This is a genomic window from Cellulosimicrobium sp. SJTW-1, from assembly GCF_047716875.1.
Classification (GTDB): Bacteria; Actinomycetota; Actinomycetes; order Actinomycetales; family Cellulomonadaceae; genus Cellulosimicrobium; species Cellulosimicrobium funkei.
Map to the genome: position 1 here is coordinate 3,525,208 of NZ_CP136680.1, position 24,878 is coordinate 3,550,085.

Annotated in this window: 20 protein-coding genes; 7 read left to right on the forward strand and 13 right to left on the reverse strand. The window is 75.8% G+C overall.

What is annotated here, in order from left to right; all coding sequences use genetic code 11:
• Positions 1-19: 19 nt before the first annotated feature.
• On the forward strand, positions 20-1,063 hold the full coding sequence (locus RSE42_RS15810) for an NAD-dependent epimerase/dehydratase family protein (protein ID WP_409142151.1): 1,044 nt from the start codon (positions 20-22) through the stop codon (positions 1,061-1,063).
• Between the two features lie 91 nt (positions 1,064-1,154).
• Here the strand turns inward: RSE42_RS15810 and RSE42_RS15815 are convergent, their stop codons facing one another.
• A complete protein-coding gene (locus RSE42_RS15815; RefSeq protein ID WP_034655150.1) occupies positions 1,155-1,598 on the reverse strand; it encodes an OsmC family peroxiredoxin in 444 nt (147 codons plus the stop codon).
• 114 nt (positions 1,599-1,712) lie between these two features.
• Positions 1,713-2,429, reverse strand: coding sequence for a hypothetical protein (locus RSE42_RS15820; protein WP_415297054.1), 717 nt, complete (start codon positions 2,427-2,429; stop codon positions 1,713-1,715).
• A gap of 297 nt (positions 2,430-2,726) precedes the next feature.
• On the opposite strand from RSE42_RS15820, the gene RSE42_RS15825 reads away from it, so the two are divergent.
• The 4 genes from RSE42_RS15825 to RSE42_RS15840 all read left to right on the forward strand — a co-directional run bounded on the left by RSE42_RS15825 (position 2,727) and on the right by RSE42_RS15840 (position 9,197).
• The gene (locus tag RSE42_RS15825; RefSeq protein ID WP_415297055.1) at positions 2,727-6,329 is read left to right on the forward strand and encodes a S8 family serine peptidase; all 3,603 of its coding nucleotides are present in this window, start codon (positions 2,727-2,729) and stop codon (positions 6,327-6,329) included.
• 186 nt (positions 6,330-6,515) lie between these two features.
• Positions 6,516-7,208 (forward strand): DUF4241 domain-containing protein, encoded by a 693-nt coding sequence (locus tag RSE42_RS15830; RefSeq protein WP_163188632.1) that lies wholly within the window; start codon positions 6,516-6,518, stop codon positions 7,206-7,208.
• 85 nt (positions 7,209-7,293) lie between these two features.
• Positions 7,294-7,842 (forward strand): hypothetical protein, encoded by a 549-nt coding sequence (locus tag RSE42_RS15835; RefSeq protein WP_415297057.1) that lies wholly within the window; start codon positions 7,294-7,296, stop codon positions 7,840-7,842.
• A 125-nt stretch (positions 7,843-7,967) separates the two neighbouring features.
• Positions 7,968-9,197 (forward strand): alpha/beta hydrolase family protein, encoded by a 1,230-nt coding sequence (locus RSE42_RS15840; protein WP_076404544.1) that lies wholly within the window; start codon positions 7,968-7,970, stop codon positions 9,195-9,197.
• Positions 9,198-9,207: 10 nt separating this feature from the next.
• Here the strand turns inward: RSE42_RS15840 and RSE42_RS15845 are convergent, their stop codons facing one another.
• The 9 genes from RSE42_RS15845 to RSE42_RS15885 form a co-directional block, all read right to left on the reverse strand.
• On the reverse strand, positions 9,208-10,626 hold the full coding sequence (locus RSE42_RS15845; protein WP_415297059.1) for an alkaline phosphatase family protein: 1,419 nt from the start codon (positions 10,624-10,626) through the stop codon (positions 9,208-9,210).
• Positions 10,623-11,891 carry a metabolite traffic protein EboE gene (gene eboE, locus RSE42_RS15850; RefSeq protein ID WP_415297061.1) on the reverse strand — a complete coding sequence of 423 codons (1,269 nt, stop codon included), beginning with the start codon at positions 11,889-11,891 and terminating at the stop codon, positions 10,623-10,625. The genes RSE42_RS15845 and eboE overlap by 4 nt, the downstream gene beginning before the upstream one ends.
• A gap of 17 nt (positions 11,892-11,908) precedes the next feature.
• On the reverse strand, positions 11,909-12,787 hold the full coding sequence (locus RSE42_RS15855; protein WP_043658812.1) for a TatD family hydrolase: 879 nt from the start codon (positions 12,785-12,787) through the stop codon (positions 11,909-11,911).
• A complete protein-coding gene (locus RSE42_RS15860) occupies positions 12,787-13,488 on the reverse strand; it encodes an EboA domain-containing protein (RefSeq protein ID WP_415297063.1) in 702 nt (233 codons plus the stop codon). Before RSE42_RS15860 ends, RSE42_RS15855 begins: the two co-directional genes overlap by 1 nt.
• Positions 13,485-14,399, reverse strand: a complete 915-nt coding sequence (locus RSE42_RS15865) for a sugar phosphate isomerase/epimerase family protein (RefSeq protein WP_415297065.1) — start codon at positions 14,397-14,399, stop codon at positions 13,485-13,487. The genes RSE42_RS15860 and RSE42_RS15865 overlap by 4 nt, the downstream gene beginning before the upstream one ends.
• A complete protein-coding gene (locus RSE42_RS15870) occupies positions 14,396-15,325 on the reverse strand; it encodes an SCO3242 family prenyltransferase (protein WP_415297067.1) in 930 nt (309 codons plus the stop codon). The genes RSE42_RS15865 and RSE42_RS15870 overlap by 4 nt, the downstream gene beginning before the upstream one ends.
• Positions 15,322-16,569: an inositol-3-phosphate synthase gene (locus RSE42_RS15875; RefSeq protein WP_137280712.1), complete on the reverse strand. Its 1,248-nt coding sequence runs from the start codon at positions 16,567-16,569 to the stop codon at positions 15,322-15,324. The genes RSE42_RS15870 and RSE42_RS15875 overlap by 4 nt, the downstream gene beginning before the upstream one ends.
• A gap of 279 nt (positions 16,570-16,848) precedes the next feature.
• The gene (locus RSE42_RS15880; RefSeq protein ID WP_415297069.1) at positions 16,849-18,321 is read right to left on the reverse strand and encodes a hypothetical protein; all 1,473 of its coding nucleotides are present in this window, start codon (positions 18,319-18,321) and stop codon (positions 16,849-16,851) included.
• A 70-nt stretch (positions 18,322-18,391) separates the two neighbouring features.
• Complete coding sequence (locus RSE42_RS15885) at positions 18,392-18,955, reverse strand: RNA polymerase sigma factor (RefSeq protein ID WP_415297071.1); 564 nt, start codon at positions 18,953-18,955, stop codon at positions 18,392-18,394.
• 138 nt (positions 18,956-19,093) lie between these two features.
• Between RSE42_RS15885 and RSE42_RS15890 the strand changes: the two genes are divergently transcribed.
• Complete coding sequence (locus RSE42_RS15890) at positions 19,094-20,920, forward strand: DUF4012 domain-containing protein (protein ID WP_415297073.1); 1,827 nt, start codon at positions 19,094-19,096, stop codon at positions 20,918-20,920.
• A 207-nt stretch (positions 20,921-21,127) separates the two neighbouring features.
• Entirely contained in the window at positions 21,128-21,808 is a 681-nt protein-coding gene (locus RSE42_RS15895; protein WP_085387329.1) for a hypothetical protein, read from the forward strand.
• 88 nt (positions 21,809-21,896) lie between these two features.
• Here the strand turns inward: RSE42_RS15895 and RSE42_RS15900 are convergent, their stop codons facing one another.
• Both RSE42_RS15900 and RSE42_RS15905 read right to left on the reverse strand, forming a co-directional pair.
• Positions 21,897-22,508: a hypothetical protein gene (locus RSE42_RS15900; RefSeq protein WP_085387328.1), complete on the reverse strand. Its 612-nt coding sequence runs from the start codon at positions 22,506-22,508 to the stop codon at positions 21,897-21,899.
• 256 nt (positions 22,509-22,764) lie between these two features.
• Entirely contained in the window at positions 22,765-24,684 is a 1,920-nt protein-coding gene (locus RSE42_RS15905; protein WP_415297076.1) for a glycosyl hydrolase family 18 protein, read from the reverse strand.
• Positions 24,685-24,878: the final 194 nt, after the last annotated feature.

The following is a 24,878-nucleotide window of genomic DNA, read 5'->3' on the forward strand; positions in this document are numbered from 1 at the left end:
CGAGGTCGGGAGGCAGCGCATGCGCGTGGTGGTCGTCGGAGCGAGCGGGAACGTCGGCACGGCGGTCCTGCGCCGGCTCGCGGAGGAGCCGGTCGTGACGTCCGTCGTGGCGGTCGCTCGGCGCGTGCCGCGCGCCGACGGGTCGAGCACCGTGCGCTTCCCGCACGACGTCGCGACCTGGCGGTACGCGGACGTCGCGGCCTCCGACGCGGACCAGCGGCTCGACGCCGCGTTCGCCGGGGCGGACGTCGTCGTGCACCTCGCGTGGGCGATCCAGCCGAGCCACGACCGCGAGCGGCTGCGGCGCGTCAACGTCGAGGGCACGCGCCGCGTCGTCGAGGCGGCGCAGCGGGCGGGCGTCGCGCACGTCGTCGTGGCGTCGTCCGTCGGCGCCTACTCCCCCGCCCCGTACGCGGGCGACGCGCGCGACACCCCGGTGAACGAGGGCTGGCCCGTCGAGGGCGTCCCGGGCTCGTCCTACTCGGAGGACAAGGCGGCCGTCGAGACGCTGCTCGACGACCTCGACCGGGAGACGGGGATCGTCGTCTCGCGCGTCCGCTCGGCGCTCGTGTTCCAGCGCGACGCGGGCTCCGAGATCGCGCGGTACTTCCTCGGCCCGCTCGGCACGCGCGTGCTGCGTCGCGACCCGCTCCCGGCGGTCCCGCTGCCCGACGGCCTGCGGCTCCAGGTCGTGCACGCCGACGACCTCGCGGACGCGTACGCCCGGATCGTCGTGGGCCGGCACCCCGGGCCGTTCAACGTCGCCCACCCCACGGTGCTCACGGCGCAGGACGTGGCCGACGTCGTCGCGGACGGCAAGCTGCGCACCGTGCCCTACGCGACCGCGCGGACCGCCGTCGCCGTCGCGTGGCGCGCGCGCCTCGCGCCCGTCGGCGAGGGCTGGCTCGACATGGCGATGCGCGTGCCCGTGCTCGACACCGAGATGGCGACGGAGCTGCTGCGCTGGCGCCCCGTGCACGGCGCGAAGGACACGCTCGTCGAGCTCGTCGACGGCATCCGGGCGGGCGCCGGGACGTCCTCGCCCCCGCTCCTCCCCCGCTGAGCGGACCCGCTCGGGGCCTCCCGACACGACGGACCCCGGGTCGCGCGCCGTCCGGCGGTGCGCGGCCCGGGGTCCGTCGTCGGTGCCGGGGTCAGCTCTCGAGCGTGGCGTCCAGCGTGATCGTCGGCACGCCCGCGAGCGCCTTCGAGACGGGGCACGTGGCCTTGGCCGCCTCCGCCGCCTGCTGGAAGCCGGCGGCGTCGATGCCCTCGACCTCGCCGCGGACGGTCAGCGCGATCTCCGGGATCTGGAAGCCGCCTGCCGGGTCCGGCGCGAGGGTGACCTCCGCCGTGACCTCGAGCGAGACGGGCGTCGCGCCGGCCTCGCCGAGCAGCGCGGAGAACTGCATCGCGTAGCAGGACGAGTGCGCGGCGGCGATGAGCTCCTCGGGGCTCGTGACCCCGCCCGCGTCGTCGGCGGCGCGACGCGGGAAGGACACGTCGTACGTCCCGACCTTCGAGCTCGTGAGCTCGACCTGGCCCTGGCCGTCCTGGAGGCCGCCGTTCCAGGCGGTGCGTGCGATACGGGTGGGCATGCGAGATCTCCTTCGACGTCGTGGGTCCCGGGCAGGACCCGGTGCCCCGACCGTAACCCGCCGCGCCGCGCCCCGCCGGGACGGGGTGCGTGAGGTCTGCGTCACGCGGCGCGCTCAGCCGAGCGTGCCCGCCGGGCGGTAGACGACCGACGACGCGCGGTCGTCGAACGAGCCCAGGGTCGCGCAGTGCGGCGTGCAGTTCTTCTTCGTGCCCGCGTACGAGTAGGAGTCATAGAGCGTCGCCCAGCACCCGGCGTACGTCGACGCCGAGGAGACGACGTTGTTCATGAGGAGGTTCGCGAGGTTCGGGAACCCGTATGTCGAGCCGGTGTGGCACCCTTTCGTACCCGACCCGTAGAGCACCTTCGACGCGCCCTTGTAGCTCGGGTCCCGCCACAGCACGCCGAGCACGATCGACCCGGCCGCGGCCGTCGTCGCCCGCTCCGCCGCGGCCCGCGGGCCCGCCGTCGTGGTCGCGTTGAGCTCGCCGACGAGGCCGTCGACGTCGGCCCGCGTGGCGCGACCGAGGCGCGACGGCGCGACCTCGTCCCCGGACACGAACTCGAGCGCCTCCTCCAGCGAGCCGAAGCACACCTCGGGTGCGGCGGGCAGCGCGGCAGGGTCCTCGCCGGGGAGGAGAGGCTGGGCCTCGACGGCGCAGCTCTCGCCGGTCGCGACGGGCTGGTCGGCGAGCGGGACCGCCGCGAGGTCGTCCCCCGAGGCGGCCCGGACGCCCGACGGCGAGGCGAGCGCCGGGCCGGCGACGGCGCCCACCAGCACGAGACCGGCGACGAGGCCGGCGGACAGGGCGCGGAGCGGAGTGCTGGTCATGGTTCTCCTTCTGCGTGGGCCACGCCCCCGGGTTCGCACCCCGTGGACCTGACGCGGGAAGGGGACTCCCACAGGACGGCCACGTCCCGTGACCCCGCCCGCATCCTAGGGCGGACGGTCCCTCGGGGCCCGGCGGAGGTCCCCTGCCGCTGGGCAGGTCGGGCGGTCGTTGGTTACCGTGCTCGGGTGGCCTCGGTCCCACCCGGGCGAGACCGCTGGGAAGGACCCATCCACGAACCCTTCGCCGAACCGGCACTGCCGGGGAGATGAGTGTCGATGAAGCACCGTTCTCTACCCGTGTCACTGACCGCCGCCGCCGCGAGCCTCGCGGTCGTCGCGGCCGCCGCCGCGCCCGCCGCCGCGGACCCGCCGCCCGACCCCGGCAACGCCTTCGGCGTGCAGTCGGGCGCGTCCCTCGAGCCGACCGAGAAGGTCGCGCCGTCGCTCGCCAAGGCGACCGGCACGGTCACCGCGTTCGTCGAGCTCGACGCGCCGTCGGCGGTCGACCTCACGGCGCAGGGCGCGAGCCCCGACGAGGTCGAGGCCAACGCGCAGGAGGTCGCGCAACTCGCGGACGACGTCGTCCCGCAGCAGGCGACCGCCCGCAGCGCGGGCGCGCGCAACCCGCAGCAGGTGTCGGTCACGAGCACGCTCGTCGCGGGCGTCGTCGTCACGGGCGACGCGGCCCGCGTGCGCGACCTCGCGCGCGACGCCTCGGTCCGCACGGTCTACCGGATCATCCCCAAGAAGCCCGCGAACAAGGGCACGGACGTGTTCACGCGCGCGCTCGAGACGTGGCAGAGCACCGGCCTCACCGGCGAGGGCGTGCGCATCGGCATCATCGACACCGGCGTCGACTACACCCACAAGGCGTTCGGCGGCCCCGGCACGCAGGAGGCGTTCGACGAGGCCTACGGCGACCGCGGCACCGGCCCGGTCCCCGAGGGCACGTACGACGAGCTGAAGTTCCTCGGCGGCCACGACTTCGCCGGGTACGACTACGACGCGAGCGGCACCGTCCCCGGCACGACGCTCGTGCCGACGCCCGACGAGAACCCCATCGACTCGCTCGACTCGGTCGGCTCGGGCCACGGCTCGCACGTGGCCGGCACGACGGCGGCGTACGGCGTCACGGCCGACGGCGAGACGTTCGACGGCGACTACTCGACGCTCACGGACATCTCCGACTGGCAGGTCGGCCCGGGCTCCGCGCCCGAGGCGGGCATCTACGCGCTGAAGGTGTTCGGTGACCTCGGCGGCTCGACGGGCGTCGTCGTCGACGCGCTCGAGTGGGCGGCCGACCCGAACGGTGACGGCGACCTGTCCGACCGCCTCGACATCGTCAACCTCTCCCTCGGCTCCGACGGCTCGCCCGCGGACGACCCGGAGAACCTCTTCATCGACCAGCTCTCGCGCCTGGGCACGCTGTCCGTCATCGCGTCGGGCAACGCGGGCGACGTGACCGACGTCGGCGGCTCGCCCGGCAACGCGCGCACCGCGCTGACGGTCGCGAACTCGGTCGGCGACACGCAGACGTTCGACGCGGTCCGCGTCGAGGCGCCGGAGTCCCTCGCCGGCACGTACCCGGCGCAGAACTCCCAGGCGTACGCGGGCACCGCGGACGTCACGGCCCCGGTCGCGTTCGTCGCGGACGACTTCTCCGGCTGCGATCCGTTCACGCCCGAGCAGGCGGCGGCCGTCGCGGGCAAGATCGCGTTCCTCTACTGGGACGACGACGACGCGACGCGCGCGTGCGGCAGCGCCGCGCGCTTCAACAACGCGGAGGCCGCGGGTGCCGTCGGCGTGCTGCTGTCCTCCGAGCTGTCGTCGTTCGTCGCGGGCATCGCGGGCAACCCCGGCATCCCCGGCGCGCAGCTCACGGGCCCGAGCCACGCCGCGCTGCGCCCGGCGATCGAGGCCGGCGAGGTCACGCTGACCGTCGGCCCGTCGCTCGCGCTGTCGTCGTTCGTCTCGATCCCGGAGATCGGCGACACGCTGAACAGCGGCTCGTCGCGCGGCGTGCACGGCTCGCTCGGCGTCGCCAAGCCCGACGTCGCGGCACCCGGCACCGGCATCGCGTCCGTCGCGTCCGGCCGCCTGGTCGGCGCGAGCATCAAGTCCGGCACCTCGATGGCCACCCCGCACGTCGCGGGCATCGCGGCCCTCGTCAAGCAGGCCCACCCGGGCTGGGCTCCGGCCGAGGTCAAGGCGTCGGTCATGAACACCGCGACGCACGACGTCTTCACCGGCCCGTCGGGCACGGGCACCGCGTACGGCCCCGAGCGCGTGGGCTCCGGCCGGGTCGACGCCGTCGACGCCGCCACGAACACGACCCTCGCCTACGCGTCGCAGGACTCCGACCAGGTGTCCGTCGCGTTCGGCGTCGTGCCCGTGGGCGCGGACCCGGTCACGGTCCGCAAGACCGTGACGGTGCAGAACACCGGCGACACCCCGAAGACGTACTCGACCGGCTTCACGCAGTCGAGCACGGCCGGCGGCGCCACCGTCTCCGTCGCGCCCGCGTCGATCACCGTCCCCGCCGGCCAGCGCACCGTCGTCACCGTGACCCTCACGGCGGACCCGGCGACGCTCGCCAAGGAGCTCGACCCGACGTCGTCGGCCGACTCCGGCGTGGGCGTGCCGCGCGACTTCGTGTCCTCGGTGAGCGGTCGCGTGGTCCTCACCCCGACGGACGGCGGCAGCGAGCTGCGCGTCCCCGTGCAGGCGTCGCCGCGGCTCGTGAGCGACCTGTCCGGCAAGCCCGTCGCCTTCCCGGGCACCGCGACGACCGCCGAGCTCGACCTCGACGGCCGCGGCGTCGACTCCGGCGGCTGGACGTCGCTCGTCGCGCCGTTCGAGCTCAAGACGACGAGCCCCCGCCTCGAGGCGGACGCGGCGGTGGGCGCCTCGGCGTCGGCCATCGCGGCGGCCGACGTGCGCGCGGTCGGATTCGCGTCCACGGCGCCGCAGGAGGCCGCAGCCGGGGGCGACCCGGCCGACGGCTTCATGGGCATCGGCGTCGCGATGGACGGGGAGTGGGCGAGCCTCGGCTCCGTCTCGATCCCCGCGGTCGAGGTCGACGTCGACTCCGACGGCTCGGCCGACTTCGAGGTCGCGGTGGTGAAGTTCGACACGGAGATCGACGTCACGCTGGCCGTGACGTACACGCTCAAGGACTGGACCGGCCCCGACGGCAAGGAGCGCAAGGCCGGAGCCGTCATCGACCAGCAGCCGGTCAACACCGTCTGGGGCGACGTCGACACCTCGGTGTTCGACAACAACGTCGTCGTCATCCCGGTCGGCATCGGGTCGCTCGGCATCGAGGAGGGCGACGTGCCGACCTTCCAGGTCCTCACGTACTCGCCGTACTCGCAGGCCGCCGACCAGCTCGTCGACGCGAGCGAGACGTTCACGGCCGACCCGTACGACCCGGCCTACTGGTTCGGGGGCGAGGGCGAGCTCGTGTACGCCGGGGCCGACGACGCGCCGATCACCGTGCACCGCTCGGAGTCGGCGGTCGAGGCCGGCAGCGGGAAGCTCCTGCTGCTGCACCTGCACAACGCGACGCCGACCTCGCGCTGGCAGACAGTGGACGTCACGACGTCCGCCGTCGTCGACGCGACCGTCACGGCCGAGGCCCGCTGCCTCGGCGGGAAGGCCCACGTCGCGGTGCGCGTGCTCAACGAGTCGGGCGCGACGGCCGACGTCGTCGTGACCACGCCGTACGGGGAGAAGACGTTCCCGAACGTCAAGGACGGCAAGAACGCCTACCGGTCGTTCTCGTCGCGCGCCGCGTCGTTCGACGCGGGCTCGGTGACGGCCACGCTCACCGCCGAGATCGACGGCGAGGAGGTCACCACGACCTACAACGCCGACTACGAGGCGCTGAGCTGCTCGTGAGGCCCGCCGCCTGAGCGCTCCTCGCGGACGCTCGAGCGACACCCCCCGACGGCGCCCGGTCCCCACGGACCGGGCGCCGTCGGCATGTCCGGGGCCGCGTCGTGGTTCCCGCCGCCGCCGGGGTATGCCGGCCGCCGCGCGGTGGCCCCGCCGTCCGCGTGGGCGCGGCCCGCTACGCTCGCGGGCGTGAGCGACTTCCCCTCCCCCGACACGTTCTTCGCCCTGCGCCCCGGCCCCGCCGTCGGCACGGGCGCAGCCGACGGCCCCGACTACACCCTCACGGTCCACGACCTGGGCGAGCTCGTGCTCCCCAGCGGGCGCCTGGAGGCGTCCGACCCGTTCACGCTGCTCGGCCACGGGCTCGTCGTGCCGGTCGAGCCGGGGCGGTACCCGGTGCGCGTCACCGTCGCCGACGTCTCCGACGAGCAGGACGGCTCCCACCTGCGCGAGGCGTACCTGAGCGTCGTGCTCGCCGAGGGCGAGGTCGCCGCCGTCGAGCCCGTGGTCCCCGAGGGTGCGGACGGCCCGCCGGAGGCCGGCGCCGCCTACGGCGTGCCGGTGGACGCCGGGACGGTCGCGTTCGCCGACGCCGACGCCGTCGCCCGGCTCATGCCGGAGGGCGACTGGTACGACGAGGTGTTCGACGACGGCACCGACACGAGCTGGTTCGCGCTCACGGACTCCCCCGACCACCTGCGCGAGGGGTCGGCGAACATCCTGCTGCCCGGCGCGCAGGACGGCGAGAACGTCGTGCTCGCACACTCCGGCTGGGGCGACGGCTTCTACCCGCTCGTGCGGACCGTCGCCGCGGACGGCACGGTGCTCGGGCTGCACCTCGACCTGCTCGTCGCGCTGCCCGACGACGAGGACGACGACTAGGCGGGCACCGCTCCCCATGGAGCGGTGGCGCGCGGGCGGCTAGCGTTCCGGGGCAGGTGACGACCCGCGACGAAGGAGGGGCCGAATGGCCTGGTGGGAAGACGAGAAGCCGTCCGCGAGCCGGCTCGCGGACCAGCTCGCGGACTCGAGCCGTCCGGCGCAGCCCGCCTCGCCGTACGCCGACGACCGCTCGGGCTCCTGGGCCGTCCTGCCCCTGTGGCTGCTCCTCGGGGCGGCGCTCACCGCCGGCGGGGTGGCCCTGCTGGTGTCGATGCGGTCCGCGACGGGGGTCTGCCTCGGGACGACGGTGCTCGCGCTGGGCCTGTTCTACCTCAGCCAGTACGGCGTCCTCGCGGGGTACGTGCTGCAGGTCGGTCGCCTGCGCCGCCGTCGCGTCGAGGCGGCGCTCGCGCACCAGCCGCCGCCGGCGCTGACCGACCACGACGTCCGTCAGTTCCACGTGCCGATCCGGCCCTCGTACGCCGGGTCGGCGTTCGTCGGGTTCCTCGACTCGGGCGACGCGCCGGCCCCCGCAGGGCTGCGCGCAGCGCGGGTCGTGGGCGGCGTGTGCACCGCCGTCTTCGTGCTGGGCGTCGTCGCGACGCCCGTCGTGGGTGCCGTCACCCGCGCCTGACCGACCGCCCGCGCGACTCGCCGACGGCGCACGGCCGTGCGCACCCCTCGCTCGCCGCGCGCCCGTGCGCCGACGCTCCTAGCCTGGAGAGCGTTCCGTACCTCCCAGGACGGCAGGGGCACCCCATGACCGGGCACGGCTCGCACCGGAGCAGCCTCTCCGGACGCTTCTCCCACGACCCCGACCTCGACTTCGAGATCCGCACGGTCCTCGGCGGAGCGTTCAGCGGCGCCGCCGACGCCGGCGAGGTGCTCGCGGCCGTGGCCGACGTCGGCACGGACCACCGTGCGTGGTTCCGCGCCTGGGACGCGCTCGGCGACCGCCTGGCCGCGACCGGCGAGTCGTGCGCGGCGCGCGGGCACCGCGTGAGCGCCGCCTCCGCGTACCTGCGTGCGGCGACCTACCTCGGCGTCGCGGTGAACGCGGTGTCCGGGCTCGAGGACGACGCGCCGCTGCTGCCGACGTTCCGCAAGCACCGTGCGGCGTGGGACCGCTGGGTCGACCTCGTGGACCTCGACGTCGAGCGCCTCCCGATCCCCTACGAGGGCACGACGCTCCCGGGGTACTTGTTCCGCGCCCCGGGCGTCGACCCCGGGGTGCGCGGGCCCGTCGTCGTCGCGGTGAACGGCTCGGACGGCTCGCTGCCGTCGCTGTGGTCGGCCGTCGTGTCCGGGGCGGTGCGCCGCGGGTACCACGCGCTCGTGTTCGACGGCCCGGGCCAGCAGTCGGTGCTCTTCGAGCACGGGGTCCCGTTCCGCCCCGACTTCGAGGCGGTCCTCACGCCCGTGCTCGACGCGGTCGTCGCGCGGGCCGACGTCGACCCCGGCCGCGTCGCGGTCTACGGGATCAGCCAGGGCGGCTACTGGGTCACGCGCGCGCTCGCGTTCGAGCACCGCCCGGCCGCGGCCGTCGTCGACCCAGGGGTGGTCGACGTGGCCACCTCGTGGGAGCGCGAGGTGCCGAAGAGCCTCCTCAAGCTCCTGGACAAGGGCGACGACCACGCGTTCGACCGCGACATGGCGCTCGGCCTGCGCCTGTCGAAGGGCGCCGCCCGCACGTGGCGCTTCCGCGCGCGCCCGTACGGCGAGCAGGGGTATGCCGCGACGCTGCGCGAGGTCCGCCGGTACGACGCCTCCGACGTCGCCGCTCAGGTCACGACGCCGCTGCTCGTCACGAGCCCGGAGGACGAGCAGTTCTGGCCCGGCCAGCCGGAGCGGCTGGCCGGGCTCGTCCCCGGGGCGACGCTCGTCACCTTCAGCGACGACGAGGGGGCGAGCGGGCACTGCGAGCCCCTCGGGCGGGCGCTCGTCGAGCAGCGCGTGCTCGACTGGCTCGACGAGCGCCTCGCCCGGTAGCGATCGCTCGTCAGACCCGGACGCCGAGGCCCTGCAGCTCGAGCACCAGGCCCTTGATGGCAGCGGCCGGGACCTGCCCGGACCCGCTCTCCACCACACCCGCGACCGACGCCGGCACCTCCGCGTCCGAGCAGATCACGAGCGGCGTGTCGGCGGAGGAGTCGGGGAGCCGCCCGTGCGAGCCCTTGACGTACGACGCGTCGAGCGGCACGGTGCTCATCGCGTACCGCAGGCCCACCTTCTTCTTCACGAGGTTGAGGCCGGCCTTCGCCTTCGCCAGCCGGTCCGCCGGGTCGAAGAACAGCTCGGCGGGGTCGTATCCGGGCTTGCGGTGGATGTCGACGCCGCGCGCGTACTCGGGCGCGCGGGCGTCGTCGAGCCAGAAGTAGTACGTGAACCACGCGCCGGGCTCCGCGACGGCGACGAGGTCGCCCGACCGCTCGTGGTCGAGCCCGTACCGCGCCTGCGCCTCGCGGTCGAGCACCTCGTCGACGCCGGGGACGCCGCGCAGCAGGTCCGTGACCCGCCGCCGGAGCGCCGGGTCCTGCTGGTCGCCGAGGTACACGTGCGCGACCTGGTGGTCCGCGACGGCGAACGCGCGCGACGTCCACGGGTCGAGCTGCTCCTTGCCGTCCTGCACGTAGACCTCGAGGAGGCCCTCCCGGCGCAGGATGCGGTTGAGGTGTACGGGCCGGTCGGCGTCCGCGATCCCGTACTCGGAGACCACGAGCACGGTGACGCCCTGGTTCGCGGCGTCGTCGAGCAGCGGCGCGAGCGTCGCGTCGAGCTCGGCCGCCGCGGCGTCGGCCTGCGGCGACGTGGGCCCGAACCGCTGCAGGTCGTAGTCGAGGTGCGGGACGTACGCCATCGTGAGGTCGGGCGCGTGCGTGCGCAGCACGTGCCGCGTCGCGTCGACGATCCACCGCGACGAGGTGATGTCCGCCGTCGGGCCCCAGTAGGTGAACAGCGGGAACTCGCCGAACCGGCCGACGAGATCGTCGTGGAGCGCCGCCGGGCGCACGTAGGCGTCCGGGGACTTGCGGCCGTCCGCGTGGTAGATCGGGCGCGGCGTGACGGTGACGTCCGTCGTCATGCCCATCGCGTACCACCAGCAGACGTTCGCCGACGAGTACTCGCCGTGCGTCCGGCGCGCGGCCTCCCAGAGCTTCTCCCCCTCGACGAGGCGGTTGTGCTGGCGCCACAGGTAGACGTCGCCGAGCTCGCGGAAGTACCAGCCGTTGCCCACGATCCCGTGCTCGGCAGGGCTGAGCCCCGTGAGCATCGTCGACTGGACGCTGCACGTCACGGCGGGCAGCACCGTCGCGAGCTCGGACTGCCAGCCGCTCGCGGCGAGCTGGCGCAGTCGCGGCATGTGGGCGAGCGCGGTCGAGGTGAGCCCGACGACGTCGAGCAGCAGCACGGGCTTCATGCGGTCCTCCTGGTCGTGCCCGGGTCGGCGGCGGCGTCGTCCGCGGTCGGTCCCGAGGGTGGTTCGGTGCGCGCCGTCCCGGCGGCAGCGACGTCGTGCGCCGCGACGAGGTGGGTCGCGGCGAGGTGGTTCGTCGCCCAGCGCAGCTCGGCCGCGATGCCGGCGACGAGCGAGTCGGTCGCGGCCCCCTCGGGCAGCACGGCCCACGTGTACGTCTCGACGTCGAGGTGAGCCTCGTCCCCCTGCGGCGCCGCGCGGACGGCGTCGACCGCCGCGCGCAGCACGTCCGTCGTCGCGGCGAGCGGCGCGGCGGGCTCGTGGTGCAGGGGCACGTGGAAGTGCACGCGCCACGGTCCCTCCGCGGGCAGCGCGCCGCCCAGGGCGTCGGGCAGGTCGTCGGCGGCGAGGACGTCGCCCGCCGCGGTGAGCTCGCGCACCTGGTGGATGTACCGCTGCTCGGCGAACGCGCCGACGGCGGCGCGCGCCGCGTCGTCGGCCGGGTCCGCGACGTGCAGCGCGGCCGACGCCTGCACCTTGACGACCCGCAGGCCCGCGTCGGTGATGCGGCGCACCGTCGCGGCCGTCCCCGCGCGGCGATCCGCGAAGGACACCGCGAGGTGGCACGTGTCGAGGCACACGCCCACGTGCTCGGGGTCGATGCGCCGGTCCGCCGGCACGTCCGGCCCGGTGCGCGCCGCGAGCCAGGCCACGACGTCGTCCACCGTGTCGAGCACGCAGCCCGGCTCGGGCTCGACCGCGACGCGCACGACCTTGCCCGTGCGCTCGCGCAGGTCGCGCAGGCCCTCCCCGAGCGCGGCGAACGCGCGCGTCGCGGCGTCGTCGTCGGCGTCCGTCCACGGCTCGCGCCACGCGAGCGGCAGCGTCGAGATCGACCCGGCGACGCCGTCGGGCAGGAGCTCCGCGAGCACCTCGGCGCACTCGAGCGTGTACGCGAGCCGCTCCGGGTCGGCCCACGTGGGCGTGTAGACGTCGAGCTTGACGACGTCGGCGTGGAAGCCGCCGTACGGGAACGCGTTGAGCGTGTGGACCTGGAGGCCGTGCTCGTCGAGCACGGCGCGCAGGCGCACGCGGTCGTCGGGCGAGCCCGCGAGGCGGTGCGCGAGCACGGCCGGCATCCACAGCCCGACGCCGAGCACGTCCAGCCCCGCGGCCTCGCGCACGGGCGCGGCGTAGCGCACGAGCTGGTCGAGCACCCCGTCGAGGTGCTCGGCCGGGTGGACGTTGGTGCAGTACGACAGCAGCATGGTGGCGCCCTCCCGCGCTACGCCCGCGCGCCGCGCAGCACGGACGAGCCCTCGAACTCCACGCCCGGGGTGGGGAGGTCGCCCTCGACGAACCCGGGGACCGGGTCCAGCACGAGGTTGCCCGACTGCCCGTAGAACTCGACCGGGTTGCGCCACAGCACCCGGTCGACGTCGTCCTCGGTGAAGCCCGCGGCGAGCATCGCCTGCCCCGTCTTGAGCGTCTTGAGCGGGTCGGAGCGGCCCCAGTCGGCGGCGGAGTTCACGATCATGCGCTCGGTGCCGTGCTCCTGGAGGATCGCGACCATGCGGTCCTCGTCCATCTTCGTGTCCGGGTAGATCGAGAACCCGGCCCACGCGCCCGCGTCGAGCACGAGCGCGACGTTGGTCTCGTTGAGGTGGTCCACGAGCACGTGCTCGGGCGCGATCCCCGACTCGCGCACGACGTCCAGCGTGCGTCGCGTCCCCGACAGCTTGTCGCGGTGCGGCGTGTGCACGAGCACGGGCAGCGCCGCGTCGCGGGCCATCTGGAGCTGGCGCGAGAAAACCTCGTCCTCCTCGGGCGTCATCGAGTCGTACCCGACCTCGCCGACGGCGACGACGCCGTCCTTGAGCAGGTAGCGCGGGATCTCGTCGAGCACCTCGCGGCACCGCGCGTCGTTCGCCTCCTTGGGGTTGAGGGCGATCGTCGCGTGGTGGCGGATGCCGAACTGCGCGGCCCGGAACCGCTCCCAGCCCAGGAGCGCGTCGAAGTAGTCGAGGAACGACCCCACGTTCGTGCGCGGCTGGCCCAGCCAGAACGCCGGCTCGACGAGCGCGCGGACGCCCGCGGCGTACAGGGCCTCGTAGTCGTCGGTCGTGCGGCTGGTCATGTGGATGTGGGGGTCGAAGATGCGCATCAGGCGGTCCTCCCGGTGGTGACGTCAGGGGCGAGGCGGGCGACGTCGTCGGGCACGACGCGGCCCGCGGCGCGGCGCTCGGCGGCGAAGTCGCGGGCCATGCGGGCGAGCTCGTCGTCCGCGCGGTCGTCGAGACCGGCGACGGCGTCGAGGCTCACGCCCATGAACACGAGCTTGAGCACGGCGTGGCGCCACGCGTGCGGGTCGAGGTGCGCGGCCGCGAACGGCCCGACGGCCGCCGCGACGAGGCTCTGGTCGTTGGTGCGGAGCGCGTCCGCGGCGAGGTCCCGGCCCACCGCCACGGCCGACGGCGCGGCGTCGTCCGCCAGCGCCCCCCGCTCCGTGAGGGCGTCGAGACCGCGCAGGACGCCCCGCCGCTCGGCGGTGTCGCCGTGCTGGTAGAGGTCCGCGAGCCGCGCCGCGAGGGCGGCCTCGCCGTCGGCACCGCCGCGACCCGCGCCCTCGGCGAGCGCGACCACGAGGTCGGCGCGGGCGGCGTCGTCGACCGTCCCGTGCACGACCCCCGCGGGGTCGGTGTCCGGGCGGACGGGCGCGCGGCCGACCTGGCGGCCCGCGAGCGCGAACGCGCGCGTCACGGCTGCGGGGTCCTGCGCGACGGCGGCGCGCGCCTCGGCGAGCCAGCGCTCGCCCGGGGCGCGCCCGTCCGCCGTGCGGGCGTCGGGGCGGGTGGTCTCGGTCATGGCACCTCCTGGGGGTGGTGGGGGCGGTCGTCCCACGCGCGGTGCAGCGCTGTCATGCTGCGGTGCGCGAGGCCGGGGGCGTCGTACGAGTGGCGGGGCAGCTCGACCGCCGCGACGCCCGCGTACCCGACGTCGGCGAGCGTGCCGAGCACGAGCGGGAGGTCGATCTCGCCCTCGCCGAACGGGCGGTGCTCGTGGTGGGTGCGCGGCATGTCGTCGAGCTGCACGTTGGCGAGGTACGGCGCGGCGGCGCGCAGCGCGCCGACCACGCCGTCGGGCTCGACGACGAGGCAGTGCCCGACGTCGACCGTGACCCCGAGGTCCGCGAGGTCGCCGCCGTCGCCGCCCAGCTCGTCGCGCAGCCGCAGCGCGTCGCCCACCGTCTCCACGAGCATCCCGGGCTCGGGCTCGAGCGAGAGCCGCACGCCGTGGTCGCGCGCGTGCTCGACGAGCGCGGGCAGGCGCTCGCGCAGGAGCGTCCAGCCCTCGGCGGGGGTCACGTCGTCGGGCAGGACCCCCGAGAAGAAGGACACGCACTCCGCGTCCAGGACGGCGGCGATCTCCACCGCGCGGCGCAGGAACCGCAGCCGCGCGTCGGCCTCGACGTCCACGAGCGTGGGGCGGTGCTTGCGGAACGGGTCCAGGAGGAACCGCGTGCCCGTCTCGACGACGACGCGCATCCCCGCACCGTCGCGCGCCGCGGCGAGCCGCGCGCGCAGCGCCGTGGCCTCGTCCTCCCAACCGTCCGCGAAGGGCTCGAGGTGCGGGAAGCCGAGCGTGAGCGCGACGGCGCCGTACCCCTCGTGGGCGAGCACGTCGAGCGCGACGTCGAGCGGGTGGTCGGTGAAGCCGTTCGTGCCGTACCCGAGCGTGAAGGGCATCGTGCCGCCGGCGGTGCCGGGCGCGCTCACGTCTCGCTCATCTCGGCGCGGCCCGGGGCCCGCCCCGCGCGGCGCAGCAGCCGGCCCGCGACCTCGACGCCCGCGAGCACCCCCACCGACGCCAGGCTCCCCCCGCGCGCGGACCACGCCGCCTGCAGCGGCAGCATCGCGCGGATCCCGGCCTTGGTCGCGGCGAACGCGTTCTGGGCGGACGGCGTGATCGCGGCGTCGACCTGCCGGGGCAGGCACGTCCCGAGGTAGGCGCCCGCGGCCGCGACCCCGGCGACCGCCGTCGCGACGCGCGCCCGGCCGCTCGCGCCGCCGTCGGCCGCCCGCGCGCGGCGCACCGCGCCGGAACCGACGACCGCCCCGCCCACCGCGGTGGCGGCGGCCACGCCCGCGGCGAGGGACGACGTCGTGCCGTGCACCTCTCCGCGCGACAGGTACGTGACGCCCGCGGTGTGCACGGCCATCCCCGCGGCGGCCGGCAGCGCGGCGCGCAGGTGCCCGACGCCGGCCCCGAGCAGCACGTCGAGCCCGCGGCACGCGGCCATGACGAGCGGACCGGCCGCGCGCTCCTTGGCGACCGTGTCGTACGTCCACACGCTCGCGGCGAGCGGGACGGCGACGGCGAGCGCGCGCGCTCCCCCGCCCGCGGCGGCGAGACCGACGCCCGCGGCCGTGAGACCGACGGCGACCTGGAGGGCCCGGCGCTCCGTCACACGGCCCGACGGGATCGGCCGCTCGGGCCGCTCGACCGCGTCGAGGTGCCGGTCCGCGTAGTCGTTGAGCGCCATGCCGCCCGCGTACAGGCACGCCGAGGCGAGGGGCAGGAGCGCGCGGCGCGGCGTGAGCGCGTGCCCGGCCGCCGCCGCGCCCGCGAGCGTGTCACCGACCACCGAGAGGACCGCGGGGGCGCGGACGAGGTCCAGGTGGTCGTGGAGGGAGCCCGTCACGACCGGTCGGCCGCGGCGGTCGCGTCGCCGCCCACCCGGGCGGTCGCCTCGCGGACCCAGTCGGACAGCGCGACGGTCTGCGCGGCGAAGTCGTGCACGCCGCTGCCCCAGGGGTCCTTGAAGAAGAACCCGAGCTCCGGGACGGGGCCCGCGTACCCGGCCGCGTCCGCGAGCGCGAGCAGGCGCGCCAGGTCGAGCACGAGCGGCGCGGCGAGCATCGAGTCGTACGCCGACCACGTGGTCTGCAGCGTGAGCCGCGAGCCGAGGAAGCCCTCGACGTGCACGTGGTCCCACGCGACCTTGATGTCCCCGAGGTCGGGCACGTTGTCGATGTGCAGAGGCGTGACGTCGCTGCCCGTGAGGTCCTGGAGCCCGCGCGACTTGGACACGAGCTTGCTCTGCACCGCCTGCGGGTCGGCGAGCGTGGCGCCGTCCCCGCCGCCGAGCAGGTTGGCCCCCGCCCACGACAGGACGCGCAGCCCGCGGGCCCCGAACGCCGGGGCGAGGATCGTGCGCAGCCACGTCTGGCCGGTCTTGCCGTCCTGGCCCGCGACGGGCACTCCGCGCTCCTCGGCGAGCTCGAGCAGCACCGGCAGGTGCATGCTCGCCGACGGCGTGAACTCGGCGAACGGGGCGCCCGCGAGCAGCGCGGCGTACGCGGTGACCGAGCTCGGCGGCAGCACCGCGCGCTCCGGGTCCGCGAGCGCCGCGCGCAGCAGGTCGCGGTCGGCGAGCTCGGGCGCGGGCTCGGGCAGCGGCTCGGTCGACACGAGGTCGACGACGACGACGCGCGCGAGGCCGTGGCGCTCGCGGAAGTCCACGATGTCCGCGGCGAGGCGCTCCGCGGCGGCCTGCTGGGACTCGCGCGCGGCGCCCTCGGCGGGGTGGGCCGAGTAGCCGGGGCGCACCTCGGCGTCGGCCCGCTCGAGCGCGGCGTGCGCGGCGGTGAGCAGGCGCGGCGCGATCATGCCGGCCTCGACGAGCAGCTCGGCGCGCTTGACCATCGACACGTCGGAGATGTCGTGGCCGCCCACGACGAGGTCGCCGAACGCGGGCAGCGGGGCGGAGGCGAAGGGCTCGCCCGCGGTGACGCACCCGGTCGGCTCCGCGCGCCCGTCGGCGATCACCGCGAGGCCGAGGGCGGCGGTGGTGGCGACCGAGCCGCGGGCGCCGACGAGCCACAGCCCGGTGCGCGCGTCCGGGGCGGGGCGGTCCGACGATCCGTCAGGGGCGAAGTGGTGCATCGTTGCTCCCGTTCCGACGGCGGACGCCGCGGCGCCGCCGATCACGACGACGATGGCCTCCCTGCCACCGTCGGACCGCACGCCCCGGGAGAGGGTCGCTCTGCTCGCTCTCCGACCCGGTGGCGCTCGGTCTGCTGCGACCCTAACCACACTTTTGTCGGTGGTCAATCAAAAGCGTGGCCACTTTCGCGACCTCGGATGCTTGCAACGTGCAAAAGCGCGCAGGCGAAGCCGACCTGGCGGTCGGTATCACGATACCGACCGCCGGGTCGTGCTCGGTCACCCGACCGAGGGCGTGAAGTCGAGCTGGTCGTCCACCACCGCCACGACCGACCAGACGTTCCCGTCCGCGTCGGACAGCTCGTACGCGGGCAGCAGGACGGCCGCGCCGTCCGGCTGGTACTGCACCGCCAGGCCCAGGCGCGCGTCCGTGATCGTCACGTCCGTGACGGGCCAGGCGAACCGCGCCCCCTCCCCCACGGTGGGCGGGACCGTCGGGACCTCGGGCTCCGGCGCGGCCTCCGGGACGGCCAGCACGTCCTCGCGGGCCCACGCGATCATCCCGCCCCCGCCGAACCGCGGGTCGCCGAGCCGCTCGACCGCCTCGGCCGGGCTGACGACGTCGTACGCGCCGATCGCGACGCGCGGCGCGAGGCTCCCGTAGAGCGACGCGAGCCCCGCACCCGAGTACGTCGCGCTCCACTGCGTCCCGGTGCGCTGCCCGTCGACCACCTCGGCCGCCGTCACCGTCGTCGCGCGCGGGGCGCCCTGGTCCACGGGCTGCTCCTCCGCGACGATCTCGTAGCCGTCGGGATCGAGGCCGAGGGACCTCAGCACCTCGCGCAGCCGGTCGCCGGCCTCGGCGCCGCTCGGCGGGGCGCCGTGGTCGGCCTCCTCGCACGTGCCCGGCTCGGCCGACGGGCCGGCCCCGTCACCCTCCTCGGCGGGCATCGGCGTCACGACGACGCAGCCCCACGGGTCCTTGGCCGGGTCGTTGAAGCTCACGCTCGCGAGACCGTCCGGCTGGAGCGAGACCGTCGGTCCCGTCCAGTCGGCCGGGCCGACCGCGTACGACCCGTACTCCTCGCGCACCCCGCCCGTGACCCCGAGGACGTCGGCGACGCGGCGCGCCGTCTCCTGCGAGAACACGCCCGCCGCGTCGTAGGCCCACGCGTCCGCGCGCGCACCGTCCGACGACAGCCCCTCGGCGTGGAAGACGGTGCGCCCGCCCCAGCCGCCGGGGTAGGCCATGTCCGTGGTCGCGCGGGAGCTGGTGGAGCTCTCCTCGGTGGCCGTAGCCCCCGCGAGCGCGTCCGCCGACGCGGGCGCGTCCGCGCTGCCGAGGCGGATCGGGGCGAGCGCCGTGCTCTCCGCGGCGGAGTCGCCCGCCGTGGTCCCCCACTCGCCGGCGCCGAGCGCGTAGCCGCCCGTCCCGATGACGAGCGCGCCCACCACGGCCGCCGCCACCTGGAGCGGCGCCCGACGGCGCAGCCGGCGCGCGCGGCGCTCGGCGAGCTCGTCGACGAGCGCGGCCGTCGGGCCGTCCGCCCCGGCGAGGCCGGCCGCGGCCGGGAGCTCCGCGGGAGCGGCGCCCGGGCCGGTCGTCGCGGGGCGGGCGAACGCCTCGGGGACGCGGTCGCGCACCGCGGCCTCCAGGGCCGTGGCGTCCGGGGTCGCGTCCGCGGCCGGGTCGGCCGCGCGCAGGCGCTCCAGGTCCGCGTCGTCGGGCTGCTCGGGGGTTCGGGTGGTCATGTCGCCCTCCAGGTACCGCAGGGGCCGTACCGCGCAGGTGCGGCCGGTCGGGTCTACCCGTGATGTGTGCTCAGGCGCCGGTCTCTTGCGCGAGCGCCGCCTGCTCCGCCCACGCCGTGCGCAGGCGCGCGCGGGCCCGGGACAGCGCGGCGTCCGCGCCCCCGCGCGACGTGCCGAGGACGGCGGCCAGGTCCGCCCCGCCGAGCCCCTCCCACGCGTGCAGGAGCAGGATGCGCCGGTCGCGGTCGGACAGCGCGGAGAGCGCGCGGCGCACCTCGTCGTCCTGCACGACGACGTGCTCGACGTCGGCCCCGTCGTCCGGGCGCTCGGGCACCTCGGCCACGGGCAGGGCCCGCGCCTTGCGGCGGTGGTTGGCGAGGAGGAACCCCGCCGTGCGGTACAGCCAGGGCAGCTCGGCGCCGTCGGGCACGTCGTCGCGACGCCGCCACGCGGTCGCGAGGACCTCGGCCGTCAGGTCGTCGGCGTCGGGGGCGACGCCCCCGACGGCGCTCGGCAGGCGCCGGCGGAAGTAGCGGTACAGCGGTGTCGCGTGCGCGGCGAAGAGCGCGGCGAACCAGGCCTCGTCGTGGACGGCGGCCTCGGTGGTCTCGTCACTGCCCTCGTCGGTCGTCACGGCGGCTCCTCGTCGGCGGGGCGGGCTGTCAACCGCTCTGTGTCCCGGGGCGCGCGTTCCTTGCACGCCCCGCGGTTCACCCGAACCTCACCCGCGACGGCCCCGATCCTGCCATCCCCGGCCCCTACGCTGAGAGGCATGACGACGACGGAGCGGGACGCCCCGCCGCGCCACCCCCGCCGTCGGCGGAGCCGGGCGGCCTGGCTGGGCTGGGGTCTCATCCTGCTCGCGGTCGCGCTCGTCGTGTGCGCCGGGCTCCTCGCCCGGGACGCGCTCGCCGCGCGCGACGCCCTGACGCGCGCGCTGGACGAGGTCCCCGCCGCCGAGGAGGCGCTCCGGGACGGCGACGTCGCGGCCGCCGACGCCGCGCTCGATCGGGTCCAGCCCCTCACCGCTTCCGCACGGGCGCACACCGACGGACCTCTGTGGTCCCTGGCCGCGCACCTGCCGGTCTACGGGCAGGACGTGCGGGCCTTCTCCGTGGCCGCCGCGACGGCCGACGACCTCGCCGCCGTCGTGCTGCCGTCCCTCACGCAGACCCTCGGCAGCGTCGAGGGCGACGGGCTCGCGCTCACGGGCGACGGCGTCGACCTCGCACCGCTCGTCGCGGCCGCCCCGACGGTCGCGCGCGCCGCCGACGCGTTCGACGCGATCGACGCGCGCCTCGCGACCGTCGACCGCGACGCGCTGCACGCGGAGGTCGCCGACCCGTACGCCGCGCTCGTCGCGCGCACCGACGACCTGCGCACGGTGGTCCGCACCGCCGACCGGCTCACGGCGCTCGCGCCCGCGATGCTCGGCGCCGACGGCCCGCGCCGCTACCTCGTCCTCGCGCTGAACAACGCCGAGCTGCGCGCCGGCGGCGGGATCCCCGGCGCGCTGGCGGTGATCTCGGCGGACCAGGGCAGGGTGACGCTGGAGCGGCAGGCCTCGACGGTCGGCTTCCCGTCCTTCGACGAGCCGGTGCTGCCCCTCGACCCCGGGGTCGAGGAGCTCTTCACGGACCGCGTGGGCCGCTACCTCCAGGACACCCCGCTGACGCCGGACTTCCCCACGACCGCCGCGCTCGCGTCGACGATGTGGGAGCGCGCGCAGGGCGAGCAGGTCGACGGCGTGGTCGCGACCGACCCCGTCGCGCTCTCCTACCTGCTCGAGGCCACGGGCCCGGTGACCGTCCCGGTCGACGGCGGCGCGGTCGACCTCGACGCGGGCAACGTCGTGCAGACCCTCCTCTCCGACGCGTACGCCGAGCTCGAGCCCGGCGAGCAGACGGACACGTTCTTCGCGGCGGTCGCGGCCCAGGTCCTGGAGGAGTTCCTCGCGGGCGGGGCCGACCCGGCCGTCGCGCGGGACGCGCTCGTGCGCGGCGCGGACGAGCACCGCGTGCTGCTGTGGTCGGCGCGCGAGGCGGAGCAGGAGCGTCTCGCGGGCACGGTCGTGGCGGGCGACATCGACACCGCCGACCAGGCTGCCGGCTCGGTCGGCGTGTTCCTCAACGACGGCACCGGCGGCAAGATGGGCGTCTACCTCGGCAGCGACGTGCGCCTCGCGGGCAGCACGTGCACGGCCGCGGACCGCGTGGACACGTTCGAGGTCGACCTCGCGTCGTCCGCCCCGGCCGACGCCGCGACGAGCCTGCCCTGGTACGTCACCGGCGGCGGCACGGCGGGCGTCGAGCCGGGCGTCACGCGCACGTTCGTCGTGCTCTACCCGCCGCGCGACGGGCAGGTCTCGGGCCTGCGCCGCGACGACGCCCCGCTCCCGGCGCAGCCCGGCGACGTCGCGGGCCGCGGCGCGCTCTCCGCGATGGTCGACCTCGCGCCCGGCCAGTCGACGACCCTGTCGTTCACGACGACGACGCCGCGGGACGCGGGGACCGCCGCCGCGACCTCGCTCGACGTGTGGAGCACGCCCACGACCACCCAGCCGGGCCTGCGCACGGTGGACGTCGCGCCCTGCGGCTGAGCCGCGGCGGGTCGCGTCACGGCGCGGTCACGATCCGGCGCACCGCCCCTTTTTCACCCTGGACAAGCGTCCAACTCGGGCGCCCGCCTCGCTAGCCTGGCAGGACGGAAACACCTCGCGCGCGTGTGGCACCTGCACGTATCAGGGACCTCGGGGCACGGCTCCCTCTCCACGAACAGCCTTTCCCGCCCACGGACAGGAATCACCATGAAGACGTCGGGAGGACGCCGCGCCGGGAGCCGCGCGCTGGCCGTCACCGCTACAGCCGCGACGGCGGTGCTGCTCACCGCACCGGTCGCGGGAGCCGCCGAGGACGACACGTACGTGCCGGAGCCGACGATCGAGCTCACCACCCTGTCCCCCGTCTGCGACGGGGACGTCCCGTACCTCGAGTACGCCATCGCCGTCACCGGCACGGACAACGACACCGCGACCATCACGTGGCTCAACCCGGGCGGCGCGGACGTCGTCCAGTCGGGCCTCCCCCTGCAGGGCCGCGTACTGTGGCCCGGCGCCGTCGTCGGGGCGGACGGCCGCGGCGCCGACTGGCCCGGCTGGAGCCTCGTCGACGGGCAGTGGGTCGAGGGCGACGAGTTCGACTGGGTGCGCCCCAGCGTCCAGGTGCTCTTCCAGGTCAACCCCGAGACGGTCGTCAGCGTGGACTACCCGCCGTCGTCGCCGAACTGCGCGACGAACCCGCCGGGACAGGGGAACCCCACGACGACCACGACGGCGTCCCAGGTCTCGCGCACCGTCGCGACCGGCTCGTCGTCCTCGTCGCTCGCGACGACGGGCGCGACCGTGGGCCTGTACGCCGCCGTCGCCGCGGGGCTCGCCGCCGTGGGCGCCGCGGTCGTGCTGCTGACGCGCCGCACGCGCAAGAGCTGACCCGGCCGCCGGCACGGCCGGGTGCACGACGACGGCCTCGCACCCTCCCGGGTGCGAGGCCGTCGTGGTCGGTGCGGGCCGGGGTCCGTCAGGCGGACGCCCAGCCTCCCGCGGCGAGGCGCGACTCGAGCCCCTCGAACGCCCAGCGGTCGACGACGAGCACCGCACCGCCGGGGGCGTCGGGCACGTACCACTGGAGCTGCTCGACGGTCCGCACCTCGGTCCCGGCGGCGTCGACGCACGAGAGCGTCCAGCGCGCGAGCGTCGCGGGCGTGCCGGCGACCTCGACGTCCGACTCGGCGGGGTCGCCGACCGCGCGGGCCGCGAGCGCGTCCGTCCCGGGGCACGTGGCGCCGTCGGGCAGGAGCGCCGACGCGGGGTCGACGCCGTCGAGCGCCGCACCGGTCAGCACCTCGAAGCTCGGGCACGCCGCGTCCTCGGGGCACCCGCCCGCCCGGACCTGCGTGACGCCGTCGGCCGGCTGGAGCACCGACCAGTAGTCGGCGCCGGGGAGCTGGAGGGGGCCGACGGGCACCTTGCCCGCGTCGGCGTGGTCGCCGTGCGAGCCGTGGTCCTCGGCCTGGGCGGGTCCCGACCCGCCGTCGACGGCCGCCCCGGCGTCGGCGGAGCCGCTCGTGCAGCCCGCGAGGAGCGCGGCGCCGAGCACGGCCGTCAGGGCCACGGGCAGGGCGGAGGCCACGGAGGGCGGGAGGGGACGGGAGGTGCGGGGTCGGGTCGTTCGGTGACGCACGGGCACGCTGACCGCCTTTCACGGTCGGAGGAGCCCCGCAACCCACTGGGGAGGGCTGCGGAGGTCCTCGTCGGCCCCTTCACGCTAACGAGCGCGAGGGCTGGTCGAGATGCGGGAGAACCACACGATGGCGGCCCGCGGGTACGGGATTCCCCGTACCCGCGGGCCGCCCCGGTGGTCCCCCGTCAGGAGGGGCGGCAGGGCGTCAGCACGCGCCGAGGGCCTGCCACGGGCCGTACTGCTCCGCGCCCGGGACGTTGTTCTGCGTCCACCACTTCGCGCGGTACGACTGGCCCTGGTAGGAGACCGTCGCACCCCCGGTGTAGGCCACCGTCGCGGACCACGCCGGCGCGGTGCACGTGCCCGGCGTCGTGGGCGGCGTGGTCGGGGGGTTCGTGGGCGGCGTCGTCGGCGGGGTCGTCGGGGTGGTCCCGCCGCACGCGCCCGTCGCCTCCCAGGGGCCGCCCGCGCTCGGACGGTCGCCCTGGGTCCACCACTTCGCGCGGTAGTTCTTGCCCTCGAACGACGCCGTCGCCCCGCCCGTGTAGACCGTCGCGGCCGACCACGCGGCCACGCAGGCCGTCGGGTCCGTCGGCGGGGTGGTCGGGGGGTTGGTCGGGGGGTTGGTCGGCGGGTTGGTGGGCGGGTTCGTCGGCGGGTTCGTCGGGCCGCTCGTGCCGTCGACGGGACCGGCCGGCAGCGTGCGGACCTTGTCCGTGAAGCCGCCGAGCAGCGTGCCGTCGTGGTTGCCGGACAGGTCCCACCACATGGCGCCTCCCAGGTTCAGCCGGTCGATGTACTCGGCCTTGGCCGCCACCGACCGGGCGTTGTCGTAGCTCCACCACTGGTCGCCGTCGTACCGCCAGGCGGAGACGGTCGTCGGGTCGTAGTAGTCCTGGCCCCGCGTGCGGAGCTTGTCGTAGTCCTCGTTGCCCGCCTCCCACGTGCCGGGGGCCGCCCCGTTCGCGGCCGACCACGGCTGCGACGACGTGACGCCCTTCCAGCCGCGGCCGTACATGGCGAGGCCGAGGCCGAGCTGGCTCGGGGCGACGCCGGCGCGCAGGTACTCCTGGACGGCCTTGTCCGCGCTGAACTGGCGGCTCGCGGCCCGCGGGTCGGCCGGGTCGTCGTAGAGGTTGCCCTGGTGGCCGGCCAGCGCCGGGTCCCAGGCGCCGTGGAGGTCGTAGCCCTGCACGTTGCCGTAGTCGAGGGACTGGAAGATGCGCGGGTCGTTCCAGCCGCCGGCCGCGATGTCGGCCGGGTTGGCGGGCAGGAACGCCGAGAGCAGGTAGTGCTTGCCGGTCTGCGCGCCGTATGCGTCGAGCTGCTTGCGGAACTCGGCGAGCAGGAGCCGGAAGTTCTCGCGGTCGTTCACGGGGTCGACCGAGTTGCCGACCTCACCGTTGTTCGAGCCCGGCCACTCCCAGTCGATGTCGATGCCGTCGAACACGCCGGCGGCCGCACCCGGCCCGCCGCGGCCGTCGATCACGGGCAGGTTGCCCTTGATGTAGAGGTCGATGCACGACGACACGAGCTTCTCGCGGGACGCCTGCGTCGCCGCCGCGCGGGAGAAGTTCTTCGACCAGGTCCAGCCGCCGATCGAGATGAGGGCGCGCAGCTGCGGGTTCTTCGCCTTGAGCTGCTTGAGCTGGTTGAACGAGCCCGCGAGCGGCTGGTCCCACGCGTCGGCGACGCCGCCGACGGAGTTCGCGGCCGTGTAGCCCATGCCGAAGTCGGCCCACGCGTCGCCCGCGCCGTCGGAGCCGTTGGGCCCGGTGCCCTGCGCCTTGTTCGCGATGAAGCACGTGAGGTTCTGGTGGTGGATGTTGCCGAACGAGTAGTTGATGTGGGTGAGGTCCGCGGCCGCGCCGGAGTCCTGCACCTTCTTGAGCGGGAAGGCGCGGCCGTACACGCCCCACTGGGTGAAGTAGCCGACGTTGCGGTAGCCGTTGACGTCGCTGTCGCCGGGGTTGCCGACCGCCGCCGTGGCGGTCGGCGCCGCCTGCGCCGGCGCGACGCCCGCGAGGAGGCCGCCGACGAGGGCGGCCGCCGTCGCGAGCGCCGCGAGGCGCGCGCCGCGCCGCCGGGCCGGGCGCGGTGGTCGGGTGGAGAGGGACACGTCCATGGGTCCTGCCTCGTGCTCGTACGGGGAGCTGCGGCGGCACGGTGCTCCGGGCCGCCCTGCCCTCAGGTCACCCCGAACGTAGCCACGAGGGGACCCGCGCGTGATCCGCGCTTCCCGCAGTGTTCGCGGCTCCTCCGCGCGGTCGGCGTAGGGGAAGACCCGTAGGACAAAAGCGGACAGATGCTGACGAGAGG